Here is a 26,160-nt window from a genome sequence, read left to right as displayed (position 1 = left end):
GCCGCTGCACTTGGGGTTCGGGCGGCCGAAGGGACATTCTCATGCTGGAACTTCTGATCGACGAGCCGATCTTCATCGGATTCAAGGCCTCCAGCGGGATGCGCAGGCTGCTCGAGACCCTGGGCGTTGCCGACCAGAAATACGTCTCCAGCGATGATTCGACCTTCCTGCGGCTCTGCCGGATCGGCGAGGACCTCTACGTGGGGAAGGTCATCCACGATGCCCTGGGCACCGATCAGGTCGATGACATCCGCCGCAACATCCTGAGCATCCTGCGCAAGCTCGGCCCCGTCGTGCCGCTGCCGACCACCCTGAGGATCTTCGCCTGCAAGGCCGTCAGCGAATCGGATGCCCCGGCGGACGGTGAGTTCGCGTCGTCCCGCTCGGCGCGAGAGATGCCGATCATCTATTCGTCCCGCTGACAGGATTCACGGCAGAACGGCATCCCGGCCGGGCTCGGCCCCCAAGATGGTCTGCCAGCTCCCCACGAGGCAGGTCCCCCCGGGTCGGACCAGATAGTAGAAGCCGGAGCCGGCAGCGGGCGAGGTCGCGTCCGTCAGGGACGTCGCGTGGGAGAGCTCTCCCACCCGGTCGACCGGATAGCCCGAGACCGAGCCCAGATCACCCCGCACGAACTTCACGTCGGTCGGCACGCTCCACGAGAACGTGGCCGCGTCCGTGGCGAGGATGCTCCCTCCGAACACCACCGGCCCCTGGCCCGGGTTGGCGAGGTCGGGGCAATTGTCACAGGCATTGAGCGCCGCATCGCCGTCGACATCCCACCAGGCCGAGATGTCCAGTGTGGCGGCGGGGTCGAGCGCGCTGACGTTCGATGGATTCCTCAGGCCGTCGAAGTAGTCCGCATCGTCGATGATCCAGAGCGGATCGAGCGGTCGCGGGATGATCCCCAGCGGGAAGCGGGCGTCGAGATAGGCCTGGAACTCCGCATCGGTCATCCCGGCCACGGCGGGGTCCTGAAAATTCGCCTTCATGTGCTGGAAGTCGGAGGCCGACGCCGCCGCGAGCAGGCCCCGGATGTCGGAGAACAGCTCGGAGCCGCCCGGCACACCCGGATCGGTCACGTCGAGCGCGGCCTGGAAGCCGCAGAGGCTCCCGACGGTCTCGTAGTCGCCGGGCTTGAGCTGCGCCATCCAGTCCGGCCGGCCGTAGAGGGGATCTCCGTCGACCACGGTCAGCAGGATGTCCTCCTCGGTGGCCTCGATCGGCGCGCGGAATGCCCGGGCCGGATCGCCGGCGATGATGGCGATATCCGCGACCATCCCCGCGCGCAGGCTGCCGACCTGGCGGCACCAGTTGAGGGCGCGCGCCGGGTTCGTGGTGACCATGTCGACCATGTCGCGGTCGGTCAGGGCACCGGCCCACACGGTCTCGTTGATCAGCGCGAGGCTTTTCAGCGAGGCCAGGAGGTTTTTGTCCCCCGCGGGGCTCCAGTCGGTGCTGAGAGAGACCGGGATGCCTCGCTGCACGGCCCCCGGCACGTCGGCGGTGGCGCCGTAGTACAGGTAGTTGCTGGTCGGCGCGATCACCAGCTTGGCGCCGGCCGCGGCGAGGTCGTCGAGCTCCGACGGGGCGAGCGCCGAGCCGTGGATGATCACCGTCTCCGAGCGCAGCAGGCAGGCGTTCTTCAGCACCGGAAACTCCAGCACGGCGTCCTCGGCGGTGCCTTCGCCGAGATGCACCAGCCAGACGTCGACGCCGCCCGCTTCCATGTCCGCGACGAGAGCGGGCGCCTCCGAGGTCTGGAACGTCGAATCCAGTATGGAGAGGGACCGCTGCCGGATGCGATCGACGCCGAAATTCGCGACATCGACGTTGCGTGCCAGATGCCCGCTGAAACCGGCCGAGAGCGGAAAGCTCCCCTGCTCCGTCGTGGTCCCGGCCGCCAGCGCCTTGACCTCGGCGTACTTCCCGACCTCGGGCAGGAGGTCGTAGTAATTCGCCTCCGTCAGGAGGTCGTGCGGATACCGCACGTTCTGGCGGTATCCGTCCAGGGACGTCCAGTCGGAGACGTCCTGCATCAGGGACGGGACATCCCAGGCGGGGGTCGTGTTGAACGTGATGTGGTCGTGGATGTTCATCAGGCCGGGAAAGATGAGCGCCCCCGTCGCGATGATCGGGGCCCCCGCCGCGTCCGCCGGCAACGGCTCTCCCTCGGCGAGGAGATCCAGAATCCGGTTCCCCTGGAGGTAGAGGGTGCCCGGGAAGACCTGGTCCGCCTCGGGGAGCGTCTCGTCCATGGTCACCAGCGTGCCACGGAGCACGTATCGCCTCGACTGGAGCGCATTGACGCGTCCCGGCGTGCCCCGATCCCCCAGACCGAAGCTCGATCGGGCGACCTCCCAGGAGAGCGGATCCGAGGTGGGGAGCCGGGGACTGACTCTCTCGAGCGATCCTCCCGAGCCGTCCGTGAAGGGGGACCCGGTGTACCCGATGCGATCCTGCTCGACTCCGGTTCGGTCCACCAGGACGACTTCATCGCCGCTGTTCGACAGGTTGAAACCGCTCCACGCGAGATCCGCCGTGAATCCGCCGTTGTGCGCCGCGTCGGCCTGCGCCGCGATGACGAGGAAGCCTCCCGGCTGGACAAGAACCGCGGCGCCGGATGGGATGGTGTAGAAGTCGGAGCCGTCATCGCGCAGCGTCCATCCCTGCAGGTCGACGGGGCTCGGGCCGGAGTTGTAGATCTCCACGTATTCGCCCGACGCATCGAGGACGGCCGCGGGGTTGATCATGAGCTCGTTGATCGCCACCGGTCCGCCGACGCGAAGCTGGAACGGCGGTCCCGGCCGGCAGTCCACTCTCCGGGTCGGAGGGTCGCAGACGCCCCCCGAGCCGCCGGAGTTCATCGGCGTGCCGTCGACGGGCCCGTTCGTCCAGTTGGAAGCGAGGTCGCCGGGCTGGAGCGGGTCGACACGCTGCATCGTCTGGCGCGTCGTGCTGTTCCCGGCATGCCAGGCATTGACGAAATCCTGAAGCCCACCGGTGGCGTCCCTCAAGGAGAGGATCTCACCGGTGTTCTCCAGAGCGCCGGTGAAGATCTGGTCGGCCGCGATGCCCGGCACCGTGTTGTCGTCCGTGCGCTCGAGGAGGAAGTGACCCCCCGCCGGGATGCTGCCGGCCAGGACGATGCTGGGCGTCCCGTCGGCCGCCGTCAGGGTCCATCCGGCGAGGCTGATGGCGGCCGATGTGTTGTTGACGAGCTCGATCCACTCGTCCGTCGCGCTCGTGGTCGTGCCCATCCAGGCGATCTCGTTGAGGGCGACCTGGAGCGAGGGCGTTTCCTGAGCGGCGGCGTCGCCCGCGCAGAAAGGAAGCAGCATCAGGACGACGAGGGGGATGGCGGCGAGAGGGAAATCTACCGCATGCCGGGGGGGCGCGCTCAGCATGTGCCTGCCTTGAAGTCGATTGTGAAGGCGCTAGGTACCCATCTTCGCGCAGGCGAGGAAGGAGTGTCAAGCGAAACGGCTCATCCGTCCGCACCGTCCACGGGGGTGGCCATGTAGCGATCCATCGACATTTGCGGTAACCTCCTTGGCCTCGACACGGAAGGGTCGGTCGTCCTGCACACCCCCAGCATCCGCTGGATGCGCCGGCCGCCGAGGGAGGTGCCACAGTGACACGATCACCCCTGTTTCGATTGGCCGTCGTCGGCGCGCTGATCGTGGCGGGATCGGCTCCCGCCTTCGCCGGCGAGGTGTACGGCAAGGTCACGATGGGAGGCGCCTCGGTCGGCGCCGCCGCCACGGTCGCCGCGAAATGCGGCGAGAGGGCCTACCCGGCGGAGCCCACCGACAAGGCCGGTCGCTACCATTTCATCGTGGGAGAGTTGGGAGCGTGCTCGCTCATCGTCACCTACAAGGGGGCCTCCGCGACCCTCGACATGATCTCGAATGAGGATGCGGTGCAGTACGACATCGCTCTCGAGATGAAGGACGGCAAGCTCGCCGCCCGGCGCAGGTAGGCGGCGGAGCCTCCCGCATGCCCACCGGACCGAAGGATTTCTGGGACAAGGTGGCCGTCGTCCTGCAGCCGCTCGGTGGCCTGCTGACCGCCCTGGCCGTCGCGACGGTCGGCGTCATGGGATCGCAGGTCCTGGAGCGCCGGCAGACGGCCGACACCAACGCCCGCCTGTATTCCGAGCTGATGAGCCGGCGCGAAGAGGCGGAGAGCAGCCTGCGCAAGGACATGTTCGTGTCCATCATCCAGCCGTTCCTGCAGCCGCGGCCGGGCGATCTGGACTCGCGCGTGCTGAACCTCGAGCTGCTGGCGGTCAACTTCCACGACTCACTCAACCTCAAGCCGCTCTTCCTCGACCTGCAGCGCCGCCTGGCCGTCTCGAACCATCCGGACCGCGACACGTACCTGAAGCGCATCAACCGGGTGGCCGGCGAAATCACCGCGAAGCAGCTGTTCGCCCTGGAGGGCCACGGCCAGAGCTTCCGTCGGACGCTCCTGCTCGAGGAGTACGACAAGACCGGGCGCTTCGGCGTGCCCCTGGACGGCGAGTCGATCGACGTCGAGGGCCGGCGCTGCGACGTGAGCCTGCGCGTGCTCGACGTCGATCGACGCCAGCAGCAGCTCCGCCTGCGCCTGGAGGTCCAGTCCCCCGAAACCTCCGCGGATCGGACCGACACCCGCGCGGTCTTCGATGTCGGCTACTTCGACTTCCCGATGATCGACAACACGCGCCTCGCGAACGGACTCCGCTGCGCCGTCACGCTGAGCGCCTTCACCGCCCAGTCCGCCGATCTGATCACGATCTGCTTCCCGGGGGAGTACGCCAGCCTCAAGGATCGTCCCTACTACGACGAGGTGATCCAGCGGCTCCAGAAAGCGACCGAGGGGGCCGTCGACGGAGCACCGCGGAACTGACGCGGGGCCGCCGCGTCACCGGCCCGAGGTGGTCAGTCCGTCCAGTCCGTGCTACTTTGGTTTCCTGACAGTTTGGTGATTTCGCGCCTGGCGCGGCCGATCCGATCAGCCCCCATGAGGGCGCCGTTCCGGCGCGGGACGAAGTGAAGAAAGGAGGTGTCGTCGACCCATGAGCGAGATCGTTCGCAATAACACGGGAGGAATGGTGTTGTCATTCCTGGCAGGCGCCGCGACCGGAGCCGCTGTGGCACTTCTGACCGCTCCGCAGTCCGGCCGCGACACCCGCAGGAAGCTGAAGCAGGTGACCGAGGACCTGGCCGACCGGGCGGCGCGCGTGCCGCCCGCCCTCCAGGCCGCGTACAGACGGGCGGCCGAGGCAGGCAAAGAGGCGTTCGTCCATACGTACGAAGAACCCGCGGCCGAGAGATCGACCGCGCACCACTCGGACCGGCACTGAGCCGGCGGAACGGTACGGCAGGACCTCGCATCGGTCGGCCCTGGTAACTGCAGCACCCGCAGGATCTCCAGGGCAGCGGTCCCGCCCCTGGCGCGTGCCGGATTCCTCCGGGGATTCGGAGGGTCGCGTCACCGGGGCGGGGCCGCCCAGCGGATTGAGAGACCGCGCGAGCCGCACGATCGCCCCCTATGTGTCGCGTCTCCGTCAGCCCGCCATTTCGAGGCTGATCGTCCTGGTCAATCTGCTCCTCGCCCTTTTCGGCGGGCTCGTGACCGTGGCTCCGGGAGGCCAGGGCCTGAGAGTCGCCTCGCTCGTCGCGTTCATCAGCGTCTTCGGCATCGCCAGGCGGAACGGCGCCCTGCTCATCAGTTACTACGGGCACCTGATGCGCGATGAGGGTCTGCCGAACAGGGAAGCCGTGTTTCGCGGATCCCATGAGCGGCTCGCGCCGGTCCTCATGACTGCGCTGATGGCGTGACTCGCGCTCATCCCCCTCGTGCTGGCCGGAGACAAGCCGGGCAACGAAATCCAGGTTGCCCTGGAACACGATCCGATCCACGATGATCGAGAACGCAGCGGGGGTCCGATGAACAGGCGTGAAGTGCTCGGCAGAATCGTGACCGGCGTCACCGGCCTCTTCATGGCCCGCGGAGGGTTGTCCATGCCACAAAGACCAACCGATCCCGTTTCAGGCTCCACGCTGTCGACGTCCACGCCGCCGGGACAGCATGCGGTGAAGCCCCTTCCCTTCGCCCCGAAGACACTCCGGGGTCTGTCCGAGCGACTCGTTGTCTCCCACCACGACAACAACTATGCAGGCGCGGTCAAGAACCTCAACAAGGTCGAAGAGGAGCTGTCGCGGATCGGCGCCGACACGCCCGGCTTCATCGTCTCCGGCCTGAAGGAGCGGGAACTGACGTTCACCAATTCCGTGATCCTTCACGAGCTGTACTTCGGCAACCTGGGTGGCGACGGCAGGGCCGCTGGACCGATCCAGAAGGACCTGGCAAGCGCCTGCGGGTCGTTCGCACGGTGGGAAGAGGTGTTCCGGGCCACCGGAATGAGTCTCGCCGGAGGAAGCGGCTGGGCGGTTCTCGACTTCAATTTCCATACCGGAGACCTGCGCACCTATTGGTCCGGGAACCACACGCAGGCGCTCGCGTCGGGGTTGCCCCTGCTCATCATGGACATGTACGAGCACGCCTACCACATAGACTACGGCGCCGCGGCGGCGAAGTACGTCGATGCGTTCTTCCAGAACATCAACTGGGATGAAGTGAACCGGCGGCTCGAGCGCGCGCGCAAGGCCGCCGCGGCGTTCGCGGCCTGAGCGGGTCCGCGCGACCGGGAGATCAAAGATGAAGTGGATAACGCGCGAGGGCGCGAAGACGGACCGCGTGGCCTGCCCCTGGCTCATCACCCGGTTCATCGACAGGGAGGCGGAGTTCATCTTCGTTGCCGCTGACCAGGTGCTCCCCACGGCCGCGAGTTTCTCGGGGAAGTCCTTCGACGCCCCCGGCGCGGATTACACCCACCGCGGGAATCGGTGCACATTCGAGGTCCTCATCGAGGACTTCGGTCTCCGCGATCCGGCGCTCGCCCGCCTCGCCCGCATCGTTCACGGCGCGGACATCGAGGGCGAGATCGGCACGTGCCCTGAGTCGGCCGGCCTGCTGGCCGCCGCTCTGGGATTCGCCAAGACCACCCCCGACGACCACGAGAAGCTGCGACTGCAGTTCCCGATTTACGAAGCGCTATACGCCTACTGCCGTGACACCGCGTCCTGAGAAGGGCAGGCGGACATGAGCCACTGACCCATTCGCACCCGCATCGGCCTGATCTCCAGCACCACCACGAGCACTGACAGTCCCCAATCGACGTTCGCGAATGGTCCAGGCTGATGGTGCCCGGGGTGGGAGTGAGCCTGCATGCACGTGGTCTTTTTCCCGTCTGCAGGGGCCGAGGAGTGCTGTACAGTTCATGGGCGATGGACTCCCAGTAGATACTCGCTGGGAGTAGCGGAGGCATGACCGGGATGGCGGAGGTGCGGGGGATGGAGCGGCGCGGCGTGCGGATCGGCGACACCTTCGCCGAGGCGTTCGACATGCGCGCGGCGCGCGTCGTGATCACGGCGCGCTCGCAGGCGTGGGCGCTGACGGCCGCTCGAGCCATGACCGGGTTCGCCACCTCGGTCATCGGCTGCAAGGTCGAGGCCGGCATCGAGGCCGAGCTGGCGCCGGAGGAGACGCCCGACGGGCGCCCCGGAGCGAGCGTGCCGCTCTTCGCCTTCGACGCCGAGGGGCTCGGCAAGCGGCTGATCGAACGGGTGGGGCAGACGGTCCTCACCTGCCCGACCACGGCCTGCTTCGACGGCCTGCCCGAGGCGGGGGAGCGGGTCGTCGTCGGCGGCGTGCTGCGCCATTTTGGCGACCGCTACCAGTCGAGCAAGCTCCTGGACGGGAAGCGTTACTGGCGGATCCCGGTGATGGAGGGGGAATTCCTCGTGCAGGAGACCTTCGGCGTGCAGAAGGCGATCGGCGGCGGCAACTTCCTGATCCTGGCCCGCGACCAGGAGGCGGCCCTCGCGGCGGCGGAGGCGGCGGTCGACGCCATGCGCAGGGTCCGCGGCGTCGTCCTGCCTTTTCCCGGCGGGATCGTGCGCAGCGGCAGCAAGGTGGGCGCGAAGCGCTACAAGAACATGATCGCGTCGACGAACGACGCGTACTGCCCGACCCTGCGCGGGCGCAAAGGCGTGACGAGCGCGCTGCCGGAGGGCGTGAACTCGGTGCTCGAGATCGTGGTGAACGGCCTCGACCGGGCCGCGATCGAGGCGGCCCTGCGCGCCGGCATCGACGCGGCGTGCCGTCCCGGCGTCATCGAGATCTCGGCGGGGAACTACGGCGGCAAGCTCGGAAAGCATCACTTCCCGCTGCACGCGCTGCTCGAGGCCGCCACGTGAAACCGCGGCGGGGCGACCGTCCCTGGCCCCGCGCCCGCCATGCTATGATGCGTTTCGCCGGAACGTGGCGCGGGGAGGGTGTTTCATGGAACGAAAACGCTTCATCATGAACGCCGGCCGCACCACCAAGCAGGGCCAGCAGATCAACGTCGGCAAGGATCACGCCGAGTACAAGGCCATCGTGAGCACCTTGAACATGCACCCCGAGGACATGAAGGAGATCGGGATTCAGACCGGCGGCACCGTCCGGGTCCGGTCCGGAAACGGCGAGGCCACGTTCCGTTGCCTGGAAGGGAAGGTCCCCCGGGGCATGATCTTCGTCCCTTATGGCCCTCCGACCTGCCATCTCATGGGGCAGGGGACCGACGGCACCGGAATGCCCACCTCCAAGGGCTGGGAAGTCGAGGTCGAGCCGATGCCGTCGGAGATGCCGGCCGCTCCGGTGACTGCATGAGGCCCGCATCGTCCAGGACTCGCGGACAGGCCGACGGGTTCTCCGTCGATCGCAGTCTCCCGGAAGCCGGGCCACAGGACTCGCCGCCCTGGGAGATGGTGGAGATCGGGCGGTACATGCCCCGCCGCATCCGGGGGAGCTTCCGCGGCCGGGAGCTCGGCTGAGCGTTCGTCGTGCCTCCCGGTTCGGGAGGATCGGGACGGAGTGAAGAGGAGACGCGATGAGCGTCCAGGTCGTCAAGAACGCCACCTGCACCTTCTGCGGCTGCGTCTGCGACGACATCGAGCTGCACGCCGAGGGGGACCGGATCGTCAAGGCCAGGAACGCCTGCAGCCTCGGGGATGCGTGGTTCAAGAACCACACGGCGGAGCGCCTGTTCCCCGATGCCCTGATCGACGGAAAGCCCGCCACGGTCGACGCCGCCGTCGAGGCGGCGGCCGACTTTCTCCACAACGCCAACATGCCCCTGGTGTACGGGCTGAGCAACATCACCTGCGAGGCCCAGCGGGAGGCGGTGGCCCTCACCGAGCTGATTGGAGGTGTGGTCGACAGCCACACCTCGCTTTGACACGGCCCCACCGAGATAGCCGCCCAGTTGGGTGGCAAGGTCACCTGCACCTTGGGTGAAGTCAAGAACCGGGCGGATTTCATCGTCTACTGGGGGGGGAATCCCGCGGAATGCCACCCGCGGCATTTCTCGAAGTACACGCTGACCCAGAAGGGCCGGTTCGTGCCCGAAGGGCGCAAGGGCCGGACCATGGTCCTGGTGGACATCCGGGAGACGCCCAGCGGGAGAGCCGCGGACATCTTCCTGCAGATCCTGCCGGGGAAGGACTTCGAGGTCCTCACCACGCTGCGCGCCCTCCTCAAGAATCAGAAGGTGGACGAAGCGAGCGCCGCGGAGACCGGCTTGACGGTCGCGGCCATGCAGGATCTGATCGACCGCATGAAGCGGGCGCGATTCGGCGTGCTGTTCTTCGGGATGGGGATCTCGATGACCCGGGGCAAGCACATGAACTCGGCGGCGATCCTGAGGCTGGCCGCGGAGCTGAACGCCTTCACCAAGTTCGTGTGCATGCCGATGCGCGGGCACGGCAATGTGACCGGATCGGACATGGTGCTGCGGTGGACCACGGGGTACCCGTTCGGGATCAGCATGGCCCGCGGCTACCCCCGGTTCAATCCGGGGGAGTTCTCGACCGTCGACCTGCTGGTCCGGGGGGACAACGACGCCGCCCTCATCCTCGGCGCCGATCCGGGGGCGACGATGCCCCAGCCGGGGATCGATCACCTCGCGCGCATCCCGACCATCGTTCTGGATCCGAAGGTGACGCACACGAGCCGCCTGGCCCGCGTGCACATCACCACGGCGGCCACCGGGATCAGCGCGCCCGGGACCGTCTATCGCATGGACGAGGTTCCCCTGCCGCTCAGGCCGGCCCTCCGATCGCCGTATCCGACCGACGCGGACGTCATCCAGCGCATCCGCCAGGCCGTGGCGACGAAGCCGGCCTGGACTCCCGCGCGGAACGCGAAGATGGCGAACGCGTAGAGCCGGCCGGGCCGGAGACTCCATGCTGCGGATAACGGGCGGGACGGTCCACGATCCGGCGAACGGAATCCTCGGCGTCGTCAAGGACATCTGCATCGCGGACGGCCGGATCGTCCCCCGGGTCGACGGCGGACGCACGATCGACGCGAAGGGGATGGTCGTCTTCCCCGGCGGCGTCGACGTCCACACCCACGTCGCGGGCGCGGCGATGAACTTCGCCCGGGGCATCACCCCGGAGAACTACCGGCGTGCGGTCCGGTTCATCCACGCGCCGGACCGACGCTCCGGTCTCGGCGGCATCACTCCCACCACCTTCGCGACCGGGTACCTGTACGCCGGGATGGGCTGGACGACCGTGAACGAGGCCGCCGTCCCGATCCTGTCGGCGAGACACACCCACGAGGAGCTGCACGACATCCCGATCCTGGACAAGTCCTCCCTGGTGCTGATGGCCAACAACGAGATTGTGCTCGATCTCCTCGAAGCGGGCGAAGTCGATCGCGCGAAGCATGTCGTGGGCTGGCTCATCTGGGCCGCCAAGGCCTACGGGGTGAAGGCGGTCAACCCGGGAGGAGTCGTCGCCTGGAAATCGGGCAAGAACGCCGGCACGCTTTCCGCGCCGGTGGAAGGCTATCGCCAGATGACGCCCGGGCGGATCATATCGAGCCTCGCGGGGATCATCGACGACCTGAAGCTGCCGCATCCGCTCCATCTCCACTGCAACAAGCTCGGCATCCCGGGGAACGTCAGCACCACGCTCGAGACGATGAAGGTCCTGGAGGGACGCCGGGCGCACCTGGCGCATCTGCAGTTCCACGCCTACGGTGGAGACGGCTGGGGGACGCTGCGCTCCGAGGCGCCCGCGCTCGCCGAGGCCTTCAACGCCCGCAAGAACCTCACCGCCGACGCCGGTGCGATCCTGTTCGGCGATGCCATGACGGTCACCGCCGACGGCCCCTGGGAGTACGTGCTCCACGGGTTGACCGGACGCAAATGGAGCAACGTGGACGTGGAGAACGAGACCGGGTGCGGGATCGTCCCCTACACCTACAAGGAGCGCAGCCTGGTCAACGCGGTGCAGTGGGCCGTGGGACTGGAGCTGCTGCTGCTCATCGACGATCCCTGGCGGATCTTCCTGACCACGGACCATCCCAACGGCGGGGGCTTCTGGCGCTACCCGGAGCTCATCCGTCTCCTGCGGGATGTGGACTACCGGCGGGAGTGCTTCAAGAGGCTGCCGCCCAAGGCGCTGGAGCGCATGGTGCTCGCGGACCTGGACCGGCAGTACTCCCTGTCGGAGATCGCGATCATCACTTCCGCGGGCCCGGCGCGCGCCCTCGGCCTGTCGCGCAAGGGACACCTCGGCGTGGGGGCCGACGCGGACATTGCGGTGTATGAGGAGAATCCCTCGGTCGGCCGCATGTTCGAGTATCCGCGCTACGTCATCAAGGCCGGGGAGATCGTGGTCGAGGAGGGGGAGATCCGCGCGGTGACCAGCGGCCGGGAATTCATAACCCGGCCCTCCTTCGACGCGCAAATCGAGGCGTACCTGCGCCCGTTGTTCGAAAAGGTCTACACCATGTCCTTCGACAACTACGCCGTGGAGCTGGAGCGCCTCGCGCAGCCGGACATCCACGCCTGCACGTGACGCCGTAACGGGCATGCCGACCCTGACCCTCAAGAATCAACCGAATGTCCCGCTCGAGGCGGAGTCTCTCTCTCCGGACGTCGTGGGTGCGCTCGCGCTCGACGCCATCCGGGTCCTTCCCGTTTTCCTGGGGAAGCGGCAGCGCCGCGTGGACGATTTCTTCGAGGTCGCGGGGTCGCCCGGCGACCATCTGGAGATCCGGGGCGACGCGGGGAAGGTCAAGTGGATCGGCCGCGGCATGACGACCGGGCGCCTCACCGTCGTCGGCAACGCCGGCATGCACCTGGGGGCCGGCATGAAGGGGGGGACCATCGAGGTGTCGGGGAACGTCTCGGACTGGCTCGGCGCCGAGATGTCCGGGGGAACCATCCGTGTCGGCGGGAACGCCGGCGGCCAGGTCGGTGCGGCCTACCGCGGAAGCCTCACCGGGATGACGGGCGGCACGATCCTCATCGGGGGCTCGGCAGGACTCGAAGTCGGGATGCGGATGAAACGGGGGATCATCGCCGTGGGCGACCGGGTGAGGGACTTCGCCGGCCTGGAGATGCAGGGCGGAACCATCCTCCTGGGGAGCGGCGCCGAGCTGCGGACCGGCGCCTGGATCTCGCGGGGCACCATCATTTCGTTGCAGCCGATTCCGCTCCTGCCGACGTTCTCGTATTCCTGCACGTACAATCCCACGTTCCTGCGTCTGTACGCGAGGCACCTGTCGACGCTGGGAGTGCGCATGCCCCACGAGGAGAGGGACGGGGCCTATCAACGTTACACGGGGGACGCCGCGGTCCCGGGCAAGGGGGAAATTCTCGTCTGGAAGCCGCGCGACTCCCAGGGATGAGGCATCAGGTCCCGGCTCTGCGCGCCGCCTTCGGGGGCCGCGGCGTCAACGGAGAAGCGCGGCGGAGTGAGCGTACGGCACCAGGTTCTTCACGCCCCCGGCGGTGACCACGACCTGGTCGCCGAGCTTGACCCCGTCGCGGCCGCCGACCTCGCCGCAGTAAAGCTCCACGACCAGGGCCATGTTCTCCGTGAGGACGCGGTCGCCGTTCGGTTGCGCATCGCCGGGATAGGCGACGCTCGGGCTCTCCTCTTCGAGACCGATGCCGTGGATCATGACCTCGTACCGCTGGGGCATGTACTTCGCGGGCAGGCGCGGCGCCCTGTTCGCCAGGTCGCGGCAGGTGAGACCGGGCCGGACCATCTCTTGCAGCGCCAGGAGCCAGTCGTGCGCGGTCCTGTAGATCTCGCGCTGCGCCGGCGTCGGGGCCCGATCGCCGCACGGGAAGGTCCGCGACACGCAGAAGAAGTACCCTTCGACGCCGACCGCGTCGGTGTCCACGTAGACGAGGTCGCCGGGCTCGAGAGGCCTGTCGGTCGTCTGGGCGCGCCACGGGTTGGTGTTCGGCCCCGAGCAGACGGTGCTGGTGGCAAGGTGCTCGCCGCCGCTCCGCAACAGCGTGCCGGCGAGGACCGCCAGCAGATCGCGCTCGCGCACACCGGGGGCGATGGCGCGCTCGAAGTCGGCCAGCATGTCCATCAGGATCAGGCCGTTCGCCTCGAGCAGGGCGATCTCCTCGGGGGTCTTGATTTCACGGGCGGCCGTCGTGACCGGGGCCGAGTCGACGAACGCGATCCCCTCGCGCTGCAGCGCGAGAGACCCGGGGGTTCCCAGCCGATCGACGGCGAGACGGGGCCCGGTCACGCCCAGCTCCCTCATCGCGGCGACCGTCTCGCGCGCGAAGGCCTTCGCGTGGGACTCCGTGTCGTCGTAGAACTCCCAGGCGTGCATCGGCCGCACGTCGGCCTCGATGCCGCGGAACAGGTGCATGGAGTTCGGGTGCTCGAAGTGGATGGCCCGACCCTCGGCGGGCACCAGGGCGCAGCGGACGAACGTCGTGTTGCTCCAGATCGGCATCACCGAGGCGCCGGTCGCGTACCGGACATTCGGCTCGTTGAACAGCAGGCAGGTCTCGATGCCCTGCGCGCGCATCGCCGCCTGAAGCCGCGCCAGGCGCCCGGTCCGCAGGCGCGCGAGATCGACCCGGTGATCCATGGTGAGCGGGATCTTAGCATTCCGCCCGTCGGACCGGGCGCGGCCGAACTGTGATTGAATGGCCCGCGTGCCGGATACCTCGGGTTTCACCCCTCGAATCGGAGCCCTTCCATGAATGGTCCCGTCCCAGGAGCCTCTCCTCGTCCATCGCGCGTCACCGTCGCCCTGGCGCTCGCCGCAGGGCTCGTCGCCACGGGCCTCTGCACCGAGAGCCGCGGCGCCGAAAACCCCTACGCCCCCGACACGCCGGAGCCGGGATCGGTCGAAGCGATCGCACGCGACACGACCGAGCCGCGCTTCCTGAGTCCCTGGGTGGCCTACGTGCCGGGCTCGGCGACGGTTCCGTCCCCCACGAAGCATCTCGGCCACATCGCCGGCGCGGCGGGGGAGCTGACCCACGCCGGGCCGATCCAGGGCTACATGCGGGCGATCGCGGCGGCGTCTCCGCGCCTGCGCGTCGAGACGATCGGCAAGACGGAGGAGGGGCGGGAGATCGTCCTCGTGGTGATCGCCGACGAGGCCGGCATCCGCGACCTGGCGCGGCTCAAGGCAGCGACGGCCGCCCTGGCGGATCCGCGCCGCACCAGCCCTCAGGAGGCCGAGCGCATCATCGCGACGGCGCGGCCGATCTACTACTTCAACTGCGGCCTGCACGCCGACGAGACCGGCAGCGCCGAGATGGGCCTGGAGCTGGCCTACCGGCTGGCGGTGTCCGAGCAGCCGATGATCCGGGCCATCCGCGAGAAGGTCCTGGTGCTCATCAACCCGGTCTCCGAGCCGGACGGGCGCGACAAGGTGGCCGACTGGTTCTACCGCTACCTCAAGGGGAAGACGGATTACGACTCGCTGCCGCGCATGTCCCCCCCCTACTGGAACCGCTACGTCTACGTGGACATCAACCGCGACGCGCATCAGAAGGCGTTCGGGACGACGCGGGCCGTGCACGGCATGTTCCACGACTGGCACCCGACGGTGGTGCACGACCTGCACGAGGCGATCGCGCTTCTGCAGACCTGGAACGGCACCGGCCCCTACAACCCGCACCTCGATCCGATCGTGACCAGCCAGTTCCTGGAGATGAGCTTCCACGAGGTCACCTCCCTGACCGCCATGGGGATGCCCGGCGTCTGGACCTGGGACTTCGGCGAAGGCTTCGGCCAGCACTACCTCGACTCGGTGGCGATGAACCACAACAGCATCGGGCGCGGCTACGAGACGTTCGGCAACACGACGCCGGAGACGGCCGACCGCTCGCTCATGGGAGGAGGGACGGAGCAGGAGGCGTACATGACGCGCGAGTGGTTCCGCCCGGTGCCGCCGCCGCAGGCCTTCCGCTGGTCGATGCGGGACAACGTGAACTACCAGCAGACCGCCGCGCTGTCGATCCTCGACTGGAGCGCCCGCCACGCGCAGGAGATGCTGCGCAACTTCTACCGCACCGGCTACAACTCCTGGCGCAAGGGGGTGACCGAGAAGCCGTACGCCTTCGTCATCCCCGACGGCCAGGACGACCCGCTGCGTGTGGCGGCGATGATCAACCGGCTCCGCGATCAACGAATCGAGGTCGGCCGGCTGACCGCCGATCTCAAGGTGGCGGAGGGGACGTTCCCGCGCGGCAGCTTCATCGTGAAGCTGGACCAGCCGTACAGAAACTACGCGGTGGACGTCCTGGAGCCGCAGCGCTTCCCGGGCGAATCGCCGAGCATCCCGTACGACGACGTCTCGTGGGCCTTCCCGGTCGGGTTCGGCGTGACCGCCGCGCGCATCGATGACGAGCGCGTCAAGGGTGCGCCCGCCGAGCCGGTGCAGACCGACGTGGAGCCCCGGGGCCAGGTCACGGGGGACGGCCCGGTCTTCCTGCTCAGGGACACCGGGCAGGAGGCGCTCCTCGCCGCGCGCGTCCGCCTGTCGCGCTTCAAGGTCGAGATCGCGGAGAAGGCGTTTCGAAGCGGAGCCGTCGACTACCCGGCGGGGTCCTGGATCCTGCCGAAGCAGGAAGGGCTCCGCCCGGCGCTCGAGGCCGTGAGCCGCGAGCTGGCGCTCGATTTCCGCGCCGCGCCGAAGGCGCCCGACGTGGCCCGCCACGAAGCGGCCCTGGCCCGCATCGGTGTCTGGGTCCCCTGGGCCGATACCGACTCCATGGGCTGGATCCGCTACACCCTCGACCGGGAGAAGATCCCGTTCACGCACCTGCGCGACGAGGACGTGCGCGCCGGCGGGCTGAAACATAAAGTGGACGTCATCGTCTATGGGCCGTTTGCCCGCCTCGAGCTGCAGGGGCAGATTCACGGCATCGCGCCCACCGCGGGCCCGATGGCCTACACGCGTACCCCGGAGTTCCCGAGCCACGGAGAGCCGGTCGCCTCGGAGGACATCACGGGAGGGCCCGGGTTCGTGGGGCTCGAGGCGATCCGGCGCTTCGTGGAGGACGGGGGCGTCCTGCTCACGCTGGGGAACGGCTCGACGCTCGTCCTCGAGGGGGGGCTCGTGCGCGGCATGCGGCGCGCGGCGGGATTCGAGGTGTTCACGCCCGGCAGCGAGCTGCGGCTGAGCTTCGAGCGGCCCGACCACCCGATCGCCTACGGGTACGGCGCCGGCACCTCGGTCTTCCGGCTGAACAACCCGGTCTACGACATGCCGATGCGGTGGGCGACCATGGCGTACTGCACGTCCTGCCTGGAAGGCCCCGCCGACCGGCGCTTCGTCGTGTCGACCTGGGGAGGACCCGGGCCGATGGTCGTGAGCGGCGGCATGCGCGGCGAAGCCAATCTGAAGGGGCGCCCCGCCATCTTCGACGTGCCGCAGGGGCGCGGCCACGTCGTCGCCTACAACTTCAGCCCGATCCACCGCGACATGAACCGCTCGGATCACCGCCTGCTCTGGAACGCGATCCTCAACTGGAGCGCCCTGCCGCGGTGAGGCCGCGGTACCGGTCGCAGGCCCCGATCATCGCGGCGAGCCGGCCCTTCACGAACCCCGGCTGGTCCCGAGGCTGCGGACGAGACGCTCGTACTCCTCCGGCGTGTTGACGTTCTTCAGGCTGTCGAGGCCGGGATCGGCCGCTTCCAGATCGGCGGCGGAGACGAAACGCGTCCTGCGCTGCTCGAAGAGGAAGAAGGGCCGGCGGCGGCTCGAGGCGAGCAGCTCGCGCACCGTCACGAGGACCTCGATTCGGTAGACCGCCGCGAGCGGGTGATGCAGGCCGTCGGCCACCGGCACGGCGATGTCGTGATCGCCGAGCAGCGCCAGCATGCGCGCCACGAAGGCCGGCTTCAAGAGAGGCACATCGCAGGAGGAGACGAACGCCGCGTCGGCCTTCCCCTGCAGCGCCGCGAGGCCTCCGGCCATGCCGCGCAGCGGCCCCTCCCCCTCGATGTCGTCGTCGATGCGCAGGGTCGGCACCCCGACGGCCGGCAGCTCCTGCCCCGGCGCCCCCACCACGACGATCGGCGTCGCGTGGAACCCCAGCCCCGCCGCGATCGCGGCGACCACCGTCTCGAGCATGGTGCGATCGCCGACCGGCAGCCAGGCCTTGGGCCGGCCCATGCGCGCGCTCCGGCCCCCGGCCAGGACGATCCCTCCGAAGCGGATGGCCGCGCGGGGGCGATCGATGGACGGCGTGCCGGGTGGGGGAGTGCGGCTCGCGTCGCTCACCGGGGAGGCGCACCCTGGTCTCCGGCGAAATCCGTCGCGGGGCCGAACGGCTCCATGTCGGGCATGAACAGCGGGCGGCCGAAGCGCGCCCGGCCGAAAGCCTCCACCCGCGCCTCGGTCACCCGGGACAGCAGGCAGCGGGCCAGCGCCACCGCGAGGATCAGCGTCGCGGCACGGGAATTCAGGTTCGTCATCGGGGAAATTATGTCACCGGCCGGGCGGAAGGGAGCCTGTTTCAATGATGAAAGGCACGGGCCCTGTCAGGCGCCACGATTTGGTCATTCGCTTGATCGGCCAGCGGGGCGCCCCTAATTTGAAGCCCATGGAAAGCGGAAGGAGGCACTGCTCGGCAGCACGCCCCGGAAAATCGAGCCGTCCGGGCACCCAAGCGGTTCACACCAGAAAAGGAGAGGGACTCTCATGAAGCAGACCCTGTGCTTTGCGGTATGCGCGATCCTGGCGCTCGGTGCGCCGGCGTTCGCGGCGAACACCTCGCACAATGACGCCAAGGGCGAGATCGGCTTCGGCATCGGCCAGTCGGACGTCGGGTCCGACAGCACCGGCGTGGACTCGGCCCAGTTCATCGGAGTCCGCGGCGGCTACCATCTCAACGACCAGTGGCAGGTCGAGGGGATGTTCTCGTCGGCGTCCGCGGACGGCGACGTCTCCGGGACGAACGTCGACACGACGATGCGCGTGATCATGGTGAACGGGGTGATGAACTTCCATCCCCGTAAAAAGGAGCTGGTGCCGTACGTGATGGCCGGCCTCGGCCGCGCCGACGTCGAGGTCGACTCCGGCGGCAGCGACAACTCCATCGCCTACCAGGTGGGCGGCGGGACCCGCATCTACTTCGGCAAGACCAAGCGGGCCGCGTTCCGCGCCGACCTGTCGCTGCTCAAGGAGACCACCTTCGACGACAGCTCGACGATCACGACCGTCACCGCGGGCGTGACCTGGAAGCTCGGAGGCCGGTAGGAGCCGGCAACGGCTCTTCCGATCCGGAATCAGTCCCACAGCCCCGATCGCCGACGCGATCGGGGCTTTTTTTCCCCGGGGCTCAGGGGCCGAGGTCCCAGGTCACGCCGAAGACCGGCGCCTGCCTCAGCCAGAAGCTCTCCCGGCGTTCCACGCGCACGGTGCCGTCGGGCCGCGGGAGGTAGCGGAACCCGTCGATGCAGCAGACGTTCTCCCTTCCGTAGAGGTTGGTGATCTCGAGGAAGGCGCTGAGCGTGCCCCGGCCGATCGCGAAGCGCCGGCGGACCTGCAGGTCGAGGCGGTGGAACGGCGGAAGGCGTTCCGCATTGCGCGGCCCCAGGAATGCCCGGATCGCGGTGGAACCGTCCGGATTCTGCACCGTCTCGGCCATGACGGAGGTGGTCGGCCAGCCGCTGTGATACTGGCCGGCGAGGGCGACGTCCCAGAGCGCTCCGAAACGGCGGCGCACGACGGCGTTGAAGGTGTGCCGCTGGTCCCGGCTGCGCGGGACCATCCGCCCGTCGATGTCGTCCTCCGCCCGGGCCAGCGCGTAGCCGGCCCACCACCCGAAGGCGCGGCCCCGATCCATGGCCAGGGTCGCCTCGATGCCGGTCGCGCGGGCGCGGGTCGGCGCGATGAGAACGCGGTCCGGCTCGATTTCAGGGAACAGGGTCATGGCGTTGAAGAGGTTCTCGTAGCGGGGGCGCAAGCCGGTCATCTCCTTGGAGTAGGCGGCGAGGCCGAGGCTCGCTCCGCCCTTCCAGGCGTGATCGAAATGCACCGAGATGTGCTCGGCGCGCTGTCCCGGGAAGAACCGGGTGACGCCGTCTTCGATCTGGAGGTCCTGGGGCCCCTGGGGCTGGTCGAAACGGCCCCAGCCCAGGCGGAGCGCGCTTCCCGACCCGAGCGCGAAGGCCAGGTTGGCGCGCGGACTGATCTGGCTTTCCTCCGTCAGCGTCTGGCGGTCCGCGCGGACGCCGATCTCCATCGTGAGCGAGGGAAGCGGGCGGAGACGCTGGCTGAGGTAGGCGCCGTACTCCGTCCCGTCGGGCCGCACCACCGCGGCGCGATCGGTCGTCTGAGGGAGCCCGCCCGTGAACAGCGGATCGATGCTCAGGGCATGACTGGTGAAATCATAAGAGGCCGCGATCCGCTTCACCCCGAATCCCCACTTCAACGCGACACGATCGGTCGCCTCGAAGAGCCAGTCCTGGCCGAGAGACTCCGTGCCGAAGGACCGCCAGTCGCTCACCGCGGCCTCCTGGCCGGTGGCGTCCGAAAGTCCGACCTGACGGCGACGCGCGCCCCGCCCGAGCGAGAGGACCGTGGTGGAGTAGAGGCGGTCGGTCCAGGGGGTCTTGAGGTTCAGCCAGGCGTAATGGCTCCCGCTCCGAGCCGTCACATGACCGTCCATCGGAGCCGTCTCGGTGTCCACGCCGTCCCGCGCGGCCAGCACGTGGCCCGAGAGGATCGTCCCGTCACCCACCGTGGTCTCGACCTTGCCCAGGACATCGTAGTAGTCGGGATCGAGCCCTTCGTTCCCCGCCGTGACGAGATCGACGATCGCATCGGGGCGCCAGGCGCGCGCCGAGACGAGCCAGCGCGCGTCTCCGTCGGCGAAGGCCCCCTCCGACAGGTAGCTGGAATTGACGCTGCTGGCGCTGACGCTCGTGCGCGGAGCGCCGGCGGGGCGCCGCGACGCCAGCTCGACGACGCCGCTCATCCGGCCGCCGTATTCGGCCGGGAAACCGCCGCTCAGGACCTCGATGCTGCCGAGCGCCTTCGAATCGATGATGCTGGAGAAGCGCAGGAGTCCCTGCAGGTGAAAGGGATCGTCGATCGCCAGGCCGTCCAGCATGAACAACGTCTCGTCCGGCTCGCCGCCGCGGATGCCGAATTCCGCCGACCGGTCGCCCGCCGCGAAGCCGGGGAGCCGGGCGACGATCCGATTCGGATCGTCGCCGATCCGGGGCGCCTGCCCGATCTCGTCGGGGCCGAGCGTCGTCCGCGATTCGGGCCGGTCCGCCATCGATCCGGACGAGTTCGAGGTGACTTCGATCTGTTCGCGAAAGACGGGATGGTGGTCGAAGCGGCGGCCGATGTCCCCGTCCGTCCGGAGCGTCGCCGTCGATCGGACGATCAGGACGGTCCCTCCCGGGCCGTCGCGGGGTTCGAGGCCGAACGGCGCGAGGATCTGCTCGAGGATGTCGCGCGGCGGCGCGACCCGGGGCTCGACGGCGACGATCATGTCCGGCCGGACCAGGTCGCTGCTGTAAATCAGCCGGAGACCCCGGTCGCCCAGATCGTGGAGCGCCCCGGCCAGCGTGCGCCCGGCAAACGTCGTCTGATCCAAGCCCGCGTCGGGCGAGGTGTCGGCGGCGCAAAGGCCTCCACCCGCCCAGAGAAGGAAGGCGCACAGGAGCGGCAGGTTCGGCCGCAAGGCCTGAAAAGGGCGCGCCAGCATGGGGTTCGTCGCTTTGTCCTCCTGAAATTGTACGACGAACCGGGGCCCGGTCAAGCAGACATTGCCGCTCCGATCACCAGGAAAACAGAACGCCCACTTCGGGGGCGATGTCGGCGGCTTTCGACGTGACGCCGAACCCGGAATTCAGCTTGAGGAGGACGTGCGGGTGAAGACGCGCCTGGGCCTCCAGGATGAGCTCGACTTCGTCGCTCTCCCCTTCGAGCGCCCCGACGAACCGCCAGACCCTTGACACGCGCTTCAGGTACTCCACGGCGAACTCGCCCGATTCGACCGAGCCCTCGGCGCGATCGTACATGACGGAGAGTCGCCCCGTGAGAGTACCCCAGCGATGTCCCTTGATTATCCCGATCCCCAGGGCGTACTCCCAATCCTGGGTGCCGATGAGCACCTTCTCCTTCTGGAGCGGGAAGACCACCTCGAAGAAGCTGAAGAGCTCCGGACGGCGCGCGGTCTCGCCCAGCCATCGCCAGCGTGCCTGGGCCTCGACATCTCCCAGGCCGGATTCGGTCAGGCGGAGAGGCCCGCCCGACGTGTCCGCCGCGGGCCGGTCCAGCGTCGACCGCGTGGACAGGGAGCCTTCGAGCTCCACCGCCAGGCGATCGCTCAGGCCGTACGACAGAAAGAGGAGGTGCTCGTGCTCGCGCAGCGAGCCGAAGAACTCCTGGTTCCCCGTGAGCCCGATATCTTCCGGCGCGTACTCGAAGTCGGAGTTCTTGGTGTACTCGTAGAAGGCGTAGACCAGCCACTCACCCTTCCGGACGTACGTCCCGAACAACGAGGTCGCGATGCCGGGGCCGCGGTCGGCCAGATAGTCGGGCTGTGCCGCGCGCGCCGCCGGAGCGCCCGAAGCAGGGGTGCCCGGCCCTGGCGGCTCTTCCGCCCGCGCGGCCTGGAGCGCCGGGAGAAGGGCCAGCGTCATGACGAGCGTCCGGCCGGCCTGGCGGGCGCCGGCGTGGCGCCGCGGCCTGCGAGACCGGATCATCCGTGGTCCTCCGATCATCATGGCCTCCCTGCGCCGTCCAGGCGCTCGATGAGCAGCGTGCCGTCGGACAGTCGGTGCCGGAGCCCGCAGGTCGGCAGGACCGCCGCCGGTGTTTCGTCCGGCCGAAGATCGGCGACGGAGCCGTGCAGGACGACGGTCGAGGCCTCGCGGGCGATTGCCGGGTCGGCGAACTCCACCCGCCATCCCGTCTCGCGCGCCAGCCAATCGAGGTATTCGTGAAGCGTCCTGCCCTCCATCTCGAATGCCGGGGCGATGGAGAGGACCCAGCTCCAGTCCGGACCCTGGAGCGCGCGGCTCTCCACACCCGTCGCCCCTGCCACGAGCCTCGTGCCGGCGGGGGCGGCAAACGATCGGCCGGCGCGCGCCAGAGTGGCCAGCCCCTCGCGCACGCTCAGCCACAGCTCGTCCGCAGTCAGGCGGACCTCGAACTGCGTGCCGATGTCGCGCACGATCCCCATGTGCGTCCTGACCTCGAGAAACGCCCGCCGGGCCTGCCCGGGGCCGCTGTCGATGTAGATCGCCCCCTGTTCGAGGTCGAGTGTCGGGCCGGGCAGGAGGCGGACGCGCGTCCCGGAATCGATCCGGAGGGACGGCCCGTCGGCGAGCGCCAGCGCGGCGCGTCCGTTCTCGGCCGTCTCGATCATGGCCCCCGGAGCCAGGGCGTCGCCGGGCCGAAGCGCCCCGCCGCCGTCACCGAGCGGCGCTCCATCGACCAGCCGAATTAAGCCCTCCGACCGAAGGAGAATCGCGATGGCCTTCGGCGCGCCGGGTGGTCGCTGTCCGCGGCTCCACACCCCCCAGGCCACCACGAGCACGACGGCCGCGGCTGCGGCCAGGGATGCGGCGATCCATGCCGGAGTCCGTCTGCGTGGTGCCCCGCTCGTCTCCTTCTGCCAGTGAGCCCTCACGGCCGAGCGGACGCGCTCCGCTCCTTCTCTCGGGGCCATCGGGCGCGGACCGGCGCGTTCCAGGATACGGACGATCGGATCGTCTTCGGGAGGCCGGCCTGAATTGTTCGTCATTTCACGGTTCCTGTGTTTCCTTGTCCCTTCGTTCCGGCTCCTTCGTGCGCTGGATAGGAATCGCGGAACGCCTGCCTGGCCCGCGTCAACAGCGACTCCGCCGCCTTCGAGCTCACCCCGAGCCGCTCCGCGATCTCGTTAACCGAGAGGCCGAGGACGTACTTCCACTCGAGCACATCACCGTATCCGTCCGGCAGTCCGTCGAGGGTCGCGTGCACCAGGATTGCGACCTCGCTGCGGCGCGCCTCGTCCGGGACGATCATCGCTGGCGCATCTTCGACCAGGCCCACCGGCAGCGGACGGCGATCGTTTTGCCGGTAGTGGCTGCCGATCTCGTGCATGCAGAACGTGCAGAGCCAGGTGAACAGGGCGGCCTCGCCGCGCCAGGACTTCATCGCGGAGATCGCCTTGCACAGGGCGGCCTGGACCACCTCCTCCGCCGCGTCCTCGTTCCGTCCCAGGCGCGGAAGGGCGAAGCGGTAGAGCCTGGAGAAGTGGCCGTCGAAGAACTCCGTGAAGGCGCGTTCCTCTCCCCCAAGCATCCGCTTGACCAGGTCCCTGTCGGCTCGGGTCGCTTCGGGCACCGCACCTCTCTTCCGGCTCATCGGTGAGAGCGTTCGACGGAGCGGAATCCTTCCATGGTGGTGCGAAGCGTGTTGATCGGCGCGCCGGATCCCGAAGGGAGTTTCGGGCCGTTGTGAGTCAGGACATGTAAGTGCTCTATTGTCATATGGATATATGAAGACAGCAACAGGCTTCGCGCCACGTTGCATCCGCCCGCGAGACTCAGGATTGGCCGCAGAGCCGCAGCGCCTCGTCGACATCGAGCCGCCGGGCGCACAGGATATCGACCTTGAGGACTTCGGCGCGATCCAGATCGACGAAATCCATCCGACAGGCGAAGCCCCGCGAGGGATCATCGTGCGTGGAGCAGATCTCGATGAGCGAAAAGATGACGAGCGAGTGCAGCATGTCCCGTGTGAAGGCGCGCCGGGAAAGATTCTGTCCGCTCATATCGGCTTGAATGATACGCTCTCGAAACGGAGAATCCCATGACCCTTCGAGACCCGATCGCCCTGCCCTTCAAGCTCCCGCGTTTCCCCTGGGGCGGCGCCCTGGGGGGGATCGTGGCGCTTCTGGCCATCATCTTTCTCTTCTCGACGTGGTACACCGTCGCCCCCGAAGAGGTGGGGGTCGTGCTGCGGCTGGGGCGCTACGTGCGCCAGGGGAATCCGGGACTGAACACCAAATGGCCGTATCCGATCGAGACGGTCCTGAAGGTGCCCGTCCAGAGGCAGCTCAAGGAGGAGTTCGGCTTCCGCACCCAGAAGGCGGCGGTCAGCACGCGCTATTCCGAGGGGGGCTTCACGAGGGAGTCGCTGATGCTCACGGGCGACCTGAACGTCGCCATCGTGGAGTGGACGGCGCAGTTCCGCGTCCGCGATCCGTACAAGTACCTGTTCAAGGTGCGCGAGGTGCGCGAGACGTTCCGCGACCTGAACGAGGCGGTCATGCGCGAGGTGATCGGTGACCGCGGAGTCAACGAGGTCCTGACGATCGGCAGGCAGGAGATAGCGGCCGCCGCGGAAAAACGGCTGCAGGAGCTGTGCGATCAATATGAGATGGGTGTCAAGGTGGAGCAGATCGTCCTGCAGGACGTCAACCCGCCGGACGCGGTGAAGGCCTCGTTCAACGAGGTGAACCAGTCGCAGCAGGAGCGCGAGAAGATGATCAACGAGGCGCGCGCCGAATACAACAAGATCATCCCCAAGGCGCGCGGCGAGGCGGAGCAGGCGATCCAGCAGGCCGAAGGGTACCGCACCGAGAGGATCAACCGCGCGCGGGGAGACGCCGAGCTGTTCCGCGCCGTGCACGCCTCCTACCTCCGCTCGCCGGAGGTCACGCGGCGGCGGATCCATCTCGAGACGATGAACGCGGTCTTCCCGAAGCTGAAACGCAAGATCATCGTGGACGAGCGGCTGAAGGGGCTCCTGCCGCTGCTCAACCTGGACGAGGCGAAACCATGACCGCGGTCCGCGCCGTCGCGGCGGGAGCTCTGGTCCTCTTTGCGGTGATCGTCCTGTCCGGGACCGTCTACCAGGTCGCCGAGACCGAGCAGGTGGTGATCACCGAGTTCGGCCAGCCGGTCGGGCATGCCGTGACCACGCCCGGGCTCCACGTCAAGAAGCCGTTCGTCCAGAAGGCGAACTACTTCGACAAGCGCTTCCTGGAATGGGACGGCGACCCCAACCAGGTCCCCACGCGGGACAAGCGCTTCATCTACGTCGACTGCTTCGCGCGCTGGCGCATCACCGACCCGCTGCTGTTCTTCCAGCGCCTGCGCGACGAGACCGGCGCCCAGTCCCGCCTCGACGACATCCTGGACGGCGAGACCCGCAACACCGTCGCCAAGCACGATCTGATCGAGGTCGTCCGCAGCACCAACCGTCCGTTCGCCGGCGGCGACGAGGTCTCGGAAGGGGACCGCCCGCAGGGGGAGGTGAAGATCGAGTTCGGCCGCGCCGCGCTCGACATGGAAGTGCTGAAGGCCGCGGCGGCGCGCACCACCGACCTGGGGATCGAGATCCTCGATTTCCGCTTCAAGCGGATCAGCTACGTCGAGCAGGTGCAGCAGGAGGTCTACGCCAGGATGATCTCCGAGCGCAAGCGGATCGCCGAGCAGTACCGCTCCGAAGGCGCGGGCGAGTCGGCGCGCATCAACGGCGAGAAGGAGCGGGAGCTGAAGGCGATCACTTCGGAGGCGTTCCGCCGGTCCCAGGAGATACGGGGGAAGGCGGACGCCGAGGCCGGCGACATTTACGCGCAGGCCTACAACCGCGACCCCGAGTTCTACCGCTTCCTCAAGACGATGGAGACCTACCGCGAGACCCTCGACGAGCAGACGCTCCTCGTCCTGACCACCGACGGGGAGTTCCTGAAATATCTCAAGGCCTCGCGCTAGGAGCCTGTCCGCGTCTTCGGCGGGGCCGCGGATCAGCCCTCCG

25 protein-coding genes and 1 pseudogene are annotated in these 26,160 nt (G+C 68.4%); 17 read left to right on the top strand and 9 right to left on the bottom strand.

Annotated elements, in window-relative coordinates:
* Positions 1-41 precede the first annotated feature (41 nt).
* Positions 42-422: a hypothetical protein gene (locus tag VGV60_06065; GenBank protein ID HEV8700819.1), complete on the top strand. Its 381-nt coding sequence runs from the start codon at positions 42-44 to the stop codon at positions 420-422.
* A gap of 6 nt (positions 423-428) precedes the next feature.
* Here VGV60_06065 and VGV60_06060 read toward each other — a convergent pair whose 3' ends face one another.
* Entirely contained in the window at positions 429-3,407 is a 2,979-nt protein-coding gene (locus tag VGV60_06060) for a lamin tail domain-containing protein (protein ID HEV8700818.1), read from the bottom strand.
* A 227-nt stretch (positions 3,408-3,634) separates the two neighbouring features.
* On the opposite strand from VGV60_06060, the gene VGV60_06055 reads away from it, so the two are divergent.
* The 12 genes and pseudogenes from VGV60_06055 (at position 3,635) to VGV60_06000 (ending at position 12,798) form a co-directional block, all read left to right on the top strand.
* Positions 3,635-3,982, top strand: coding sequence for a hypothetical protein (locus tag VGV60_06055; GenBank protein HEV8700817.1), 348 nt, complete (start codon positions 3,635-3,637; stop codon positions 3,980-3,982).
* A gap of 17 nt (positions 3,983-3,999) precedes the next feature.
* Positions 4,000-4,893: a hypothetical protein gene (locus VGV60_06050; GenBank protein HEV8700816.1), complete on the top strand. Its 894-nt coding sequence runs from the start codon at positions 4,000-4,002 to the stop codon at positions 4,891-4,893.
* Between the two features lie 169 nt (positions 4,894-5,062).
* Positions 5,063-5,350, top strand: a complete 288-nt coding sequence (locus tag VGV60_06045) for a YtxH domain-containing protein (protein HEV8700815.1) — start codon at positions 5,063-5,065, stop codon at positions 5,348-5,350.
* Positions 5,351-5,540: 190 nt separating this feature from the next.
* A complete protein-coding gene (locus tag VGV60_06040) occupies positions 5,541-5,828 on the top strand; it encodes an efflux RND transporter permease subunit (protein ID HEV8700814.1) in 288 nt (95 codons plus the stop codon).
* Between the two features lie 183 nt (positions 5,829-6,011).
* A complete protein-coding gene (locus VGV60_06035) occupies positions 6,012-6,680 on the top strand; it encodes a Fe-Mn family superoxide dismutase (protein HEV8700813.1) in 669 nt (222 codons plus the stop codon).
* A gap of 28 nt (positions 6,681-6,708) precedes the next feature.
* Positions 6,709-7,137: a chromate resistance protein ChrB domain-containing protein gene (locus VGV60_06030; GenBank protein ID HEV8700812.1), complete on the top strand. Its 429-nt coding sequence runs from the start codon at positions 6,709-6,711 to the stop codon at positions 7,135-7,137.
* Between the two features lie 248 nt (positions 7,138-7,385).
* Positions 7,386-8,309, top strand: a complete 924-nt coding sequence (gene fhcD / locus VGV60_06025; GenBank protein HEV8700811.1) for a formylmethanofuran--tetrahydromethanopterin N-formyltransferase — start codon at positions 7,386-7,388, stop codon at positions 8,307-8,309.
* Between the two features lie 85 nt (positions 8,310-8,394).
* Positions 8,395-8,763 carry a molybdopterin dinucleotide binding domain-containing protein gene (locus VGV60_06020; GenBank protein HEV8700810.1) on the top strand — a complete coding sequence of 123 codons (369 nt, stop codon included), beginning with the start codon at positions 8,395-8,397 and terminating at the stop codon, positions 8,761-8,763.
* 220 nt (positions 8,764-8,983) lie between these two features.
* Positions 8,984-9,331 (top strand): hypothetical protein, encoded by a 348-nt coding sequence (locus VGV60_06015; protein HEV8700809.1) that lies wholly within the window; start codon positions 8,984-8,986, stop codon positions 9,329-9,331.
* 12 nt (positions 9,332-9,343) lie between these two features.
* Positions 9,344-10,315: pseudogene (locus tag VGV60_06010) on the top strand (formylmethanofuran dehydrogenase subunit B).
* A 22-nt stretch (positions 10,316-10,337) separates the two neighbouring features.
* Positions 10,338-11,963, top strand: coding sequence for a formylmethanofuran dehydrogenase subunit A (locus VGV60_06005; GenBank protein HEV8700808.1), 1,626 nt, complete (start codon positions 10,338-10,340; stop codon positions 11,961-11,963).
* Positions 11,964-11,976: 13 nt separating this feature from the next.
* On the top strand, positions 11,977-12,798 hold the full coding sequence (locus VGV60_06000) for a formylmethanofuran dehydrogenase subunit C (protein HEV8700807.1): 822 nt from the start codon (positions 11,977-11,979) through the stop codon (positions 12,796-12,798).
* 45 nt (positions 12,799-12,843) lie between these two features.
* Here the strand turns inward: VGV60_06000 and VGV60_05995 are convergent, their stop codons facing one another.
* Entirely contained in the window at positions 12,844-14,013 is a 1,170-nt protein-coding gene (locus tag VGV60_05995) for a Xaa-Pro peptidase family protein (protein ID HEV8700806.1), read from the bottom strand.
* A 111-nt stretch (positions 14,014-14,124) separates the two neighbouring features.
* On the opposite strand from VGV60_05995, the gene VGV60_05990 reads away from it, so the two are divergent.
* Positions 14,125-16,932, top strand: a complete 2,808-nt coding sequence (locus VGV60_05990; GenBank protein ID HEV8700805.1) for a M14 family zinc carboxypeptidase — start codon at positions 14,125-14,127, stop codon at positions 16,930-16,932.
* 48 nt (positions 16,933-16,980) lie between these two features.
* On the opposite strand, the gene VGV60_05985 is transcribed toward VGV60_05990, so the two are convergent.
* Together VGV60_05985 and VGV60_05980 are read right to left on the bottom strand one after the other, a co-directional pair.
* The gene (locus VGV60_05985; protein ID HEV8700804.1) at positions 16,981-17,667 is read right to left on the bottom strand and encodes a molybdenum cofactor guanylyltransferase; all 687 of its coding nucleotides are present in this window, start codon (positions 17,665-17,667) and stop codon (positions 16,981-16,983) included.
* Entirely contained in the window at positions 17,664-17,861 is a 198-nt protein-coding gene (locus VGV60_05980; protein HEV8700803.1) for a hypothetical protein, read from the bottom strand. The genes VGV60_05985 and VGV60_05980 overlap by 4 nt, the downstream gene beginning before the upstream one ends.
* Positions 17,862-18,087: 226 nt before the next feature.
* On the opposite strand from VGV60_05980, the gene VGV60_05975 reads away from it, so the two are divergent.
* Positions 18,088-18,645, top strand: coding sequence for a porin family protein (locus VGV60_05975; GenBank protein ID HEV8700802.1), 558 nt, complete (start codon positions 18,088-18,090; stop codon positions 18,643-18,645).
* 82 nt (positions 18,646-18,727) lie between these two features.
* Here the strand turns inward: VGV60_05975 and VGV60_05970 are convergent, their stop codons facing one another.
* The 5 genes from VGV60_05970 to VGV60_05950 all read right to left on the bottom strand — a co-directional run bounded on the left by VGV60_05970 (position 18,728) and on the right by VGV60_05950 (position 24,169).
* Positions 18,728-21,109 carry a TonB-dependent receptor gene (locus VGV60_05970; protein HEV8700801.1) on the bottom strand — a complete coding sequence of 794 codons (2,382 nt, stop codon included), beginning with the start codon at positions 21,107-21,109 and terminating at the stop codon, positions 18,728-18,730.
* 73 nt (positions 21,110-21,182) lie between these two features.
* A complete protein-coding gene (locus tag VGV60_05965; protein ID HEV8700800.1) occupies positions 21,183-22,112 on the bottom strand; it encodes a hypothetical protein in 930 nt (309 codons plus the stop codon).
* Positions 22,113-22,129: 17 nt separating this feature from the next.
* Positions 22,130-23,155 (bottom strand): FecR family protein, encoded by a 1,026-nt coding sequence (locus tag VGV60_05960; GenBank protein ID HEV8700799.1) that lies wholly within the window; start codon positions 23,153-23,155, stop codon positions 22,130-22,132.
* Entirely contained in the window at positions 23,152-23,739 is a 588-nt protein-coding gene (locus VGV60_05955; protein HEV8700798.1) for a sigma-70 family RNA polymerase sigma factor, read from the bottom strand. The genes VGV60_05960 and VGV60_05955 overlap by 4 nt, the downstream gene beginning before the upstream one ends.
* Before the next feature lie 202 nt (positions 23,740-23,941).
* Positions 23,942-24,169, bottom strand: a complete 228-nt coding sequence (locus tag VGV60_05950) for a hypothetical protein (protein HEV8700797.1) — start codon at positions 24,167-24,169, stop codon at positions 23,942-23,944.
* 38 nt (positions 24,170-24,207) lie between these two features.
* Between VGV60_05950 and hflK the strand changes: the two genes are divergently transcribed.
* Together hflK and hflC are read left to right on the top strand one after the other, a co-directional pair.
* Positions 24,208-25,182 (top strand): FtsH protease activity modulator HflK, encoded by a 975-nt coding sequence (hflK, locus tag VGV60_05945; protein HEV8700796.1) that lies wholly within the window; start codon positions 24,208-24,210, stop codon positions 25,180-25,182.
* Positions 25,179-26,117, top strand: a complete 939-nt coding sequence (gene hflC / locus VGV60_05940) for a protease modulator HflC (GenBank protein ID HEV8700795.1) — start codon at positions 25,179-25,181, stop codon at positions 26,115-26,117. The genes hflK and hflC overlap by 4 nt, the downstream gene beginning before the upstream one ends.
* Positions 26,118-26,160: the final 43 nt, after the last annotated feature.

The sequence above is a fragment of the Candidatus Polarisedimenticolia bacterium genome (assembly GCA_036001465.1).
Classification (GTDB): Bacteria; Acidobacteriota; Polarisedimenticolia; order Gp22-AA2; family Gp22-AA2; genus Gp22-AA3.
The sequence above is the reverse complement of the archived record's forward strand: the minus strand, read 5'-3'. Positions and strand labels throughout refer to the sequence as shown.

Bases quoted from the DNA above. Each gene is read 5' to 3' on its own strand.
- VGV60_06065 (HEV8700819.1), top strand. From the start codon at position 42: ATGCTGGAACTTCTGATCGACGAGCCGATCTTCATCGGATTCAAGGCC.
- VGV60_06060 (HEV8700818.1), bottom strand. From the start codon at position 3,407: ATGCTGAGCGCGCCCCCCCGGCATGCGGTAGATTTCCCTCTCGCCGCC.
- VGV60_06050 (HEV8700816.1), top strand. From the start codon at position 4,000: ATGCCCACCGGACCGAAGGATTTCTGGGACAAGGTGGCCGTCGTCCTG.
- VGV60_06045 (HEV8700815.1), top strand. From the start codon at position 5,063: ATGAGCGAGATCGTTCGCAATAACACGGGAGGAATGGTGTTGTCATTC.
- VGV60_06035 (HEV8700813.1), top strand. From the start codon at position 6,012: ATGCCACAAAGACCAACCGATCCCGTTTCAGGCTCCACGCTGTCGACG.
- VGV60_06030 (HEV8700812.1), top strand. From the start codon at position 6,709: ATGAAGTGGATAACGCGCGAGGGCGCGAAGACGGACCGCGTGGCCTGC.
- fhcD (HEV8700811.1), top strand. From the start codon at position 7,386: ATGGCGGAGGTGCGGGGGATGGAGCGGCGCGGCGTGCGGATCGGCGAC.
- VGV60_06020 (HEV8700810.1), top strand. From the start codon at position 8,395: ATGGAACGAAAACGCTTCATCATGAACGCCGGCCGCACCACCAAGCAG.
- VGV60_06015 (HEV8700809.1), top strand. From the start codon at position 8,984: ATGAGCGTCCAGGTCGTCAAGAACGCCACCTGCACCTTCTGCGGCTGC.
- VGV60_06005 (HEV8700808.1), top strand. From the start codon at position 10,338: ATGCTGCGGATAACGGGCGGGACGGTCCACGATCCGGCGAACGGAATC.
- VGV60_06000 (HEV8700807.1), top strand. From the start codon at position 11,977: ATGCCGACCCTGACCCTCAAGAATCAACCGAATGTCCCGCTCGAGGCG.
- VGV60_05995 (HEV8700806.1), bottom strand. From the start codon at position 14,013: ATGGATCACCGGGTCGATCTCGCGCGCCTGCGGACCGGGCGCCTGGCG.
- VGV60_05990 (HEV8700805.1), top strand. From the start codon at position 14,125: ATGAATGGTCCCGTCCCAGGAGCCTCTCCTCGTCCATCGCGCGTCACC.
- VGV60_05980 (HEV8700803.1), bottom strand. From the start codon at position 17,861: ATGACGAACCTGAATTCCCGTGCCGCGACGCTGATCCTCGCGGTGGCG.
- VGV60_05975 (HEV8700802.1), top strand. From the start codon at position 18,088: ATGAAGCAGACCCTGTGCTTTGCGGTATGCGCGATCCTGGCGCTCGGT.
- VGV60_05970 (HEV8700801.1), bottom strand. From the start codon at position 21,109: ATGCTGGCGCGCCCTTTTCAGGCCTTGCGGCCGAACCTGCCGCTCCTG.
- VGV60_05965 (HEV8700800.1), bottom strand. From the start codon at position 22,112: ATGATCCGGTCTCGCAGGCCGCGGCGCCACGCCGGCGCCCGCCAGGCC.
- VGV60_05960 (HEV8700799.1), bottom strand. From the start codon at position 23,155: ATGACGAACAATTCAGGCCGGCCTCCCGAAGACGATCCGATCGTCCGT.
- VGV60_05950 (HEV8700797.1), bottom strand. From the start codon at position 24,169: ATGAGCGGACAGAATCTTTCCCGGCGCGCCTTCACACGGGACATGCTG.
- hflK (HEV8700796.1), top strand. From the start codon at position 24,208: ATGACCCTTCGAGACCCGATCGCCCTGCCCTTCAAGCTCCCGCGTTTC.
- hflC (HEV8700795.1), top strand. From the start codon at position 25,179: ATGACCGCGGTCCGCGCCGTCGCGGCGGGAGCTCTGGTCCTCTTTGCG.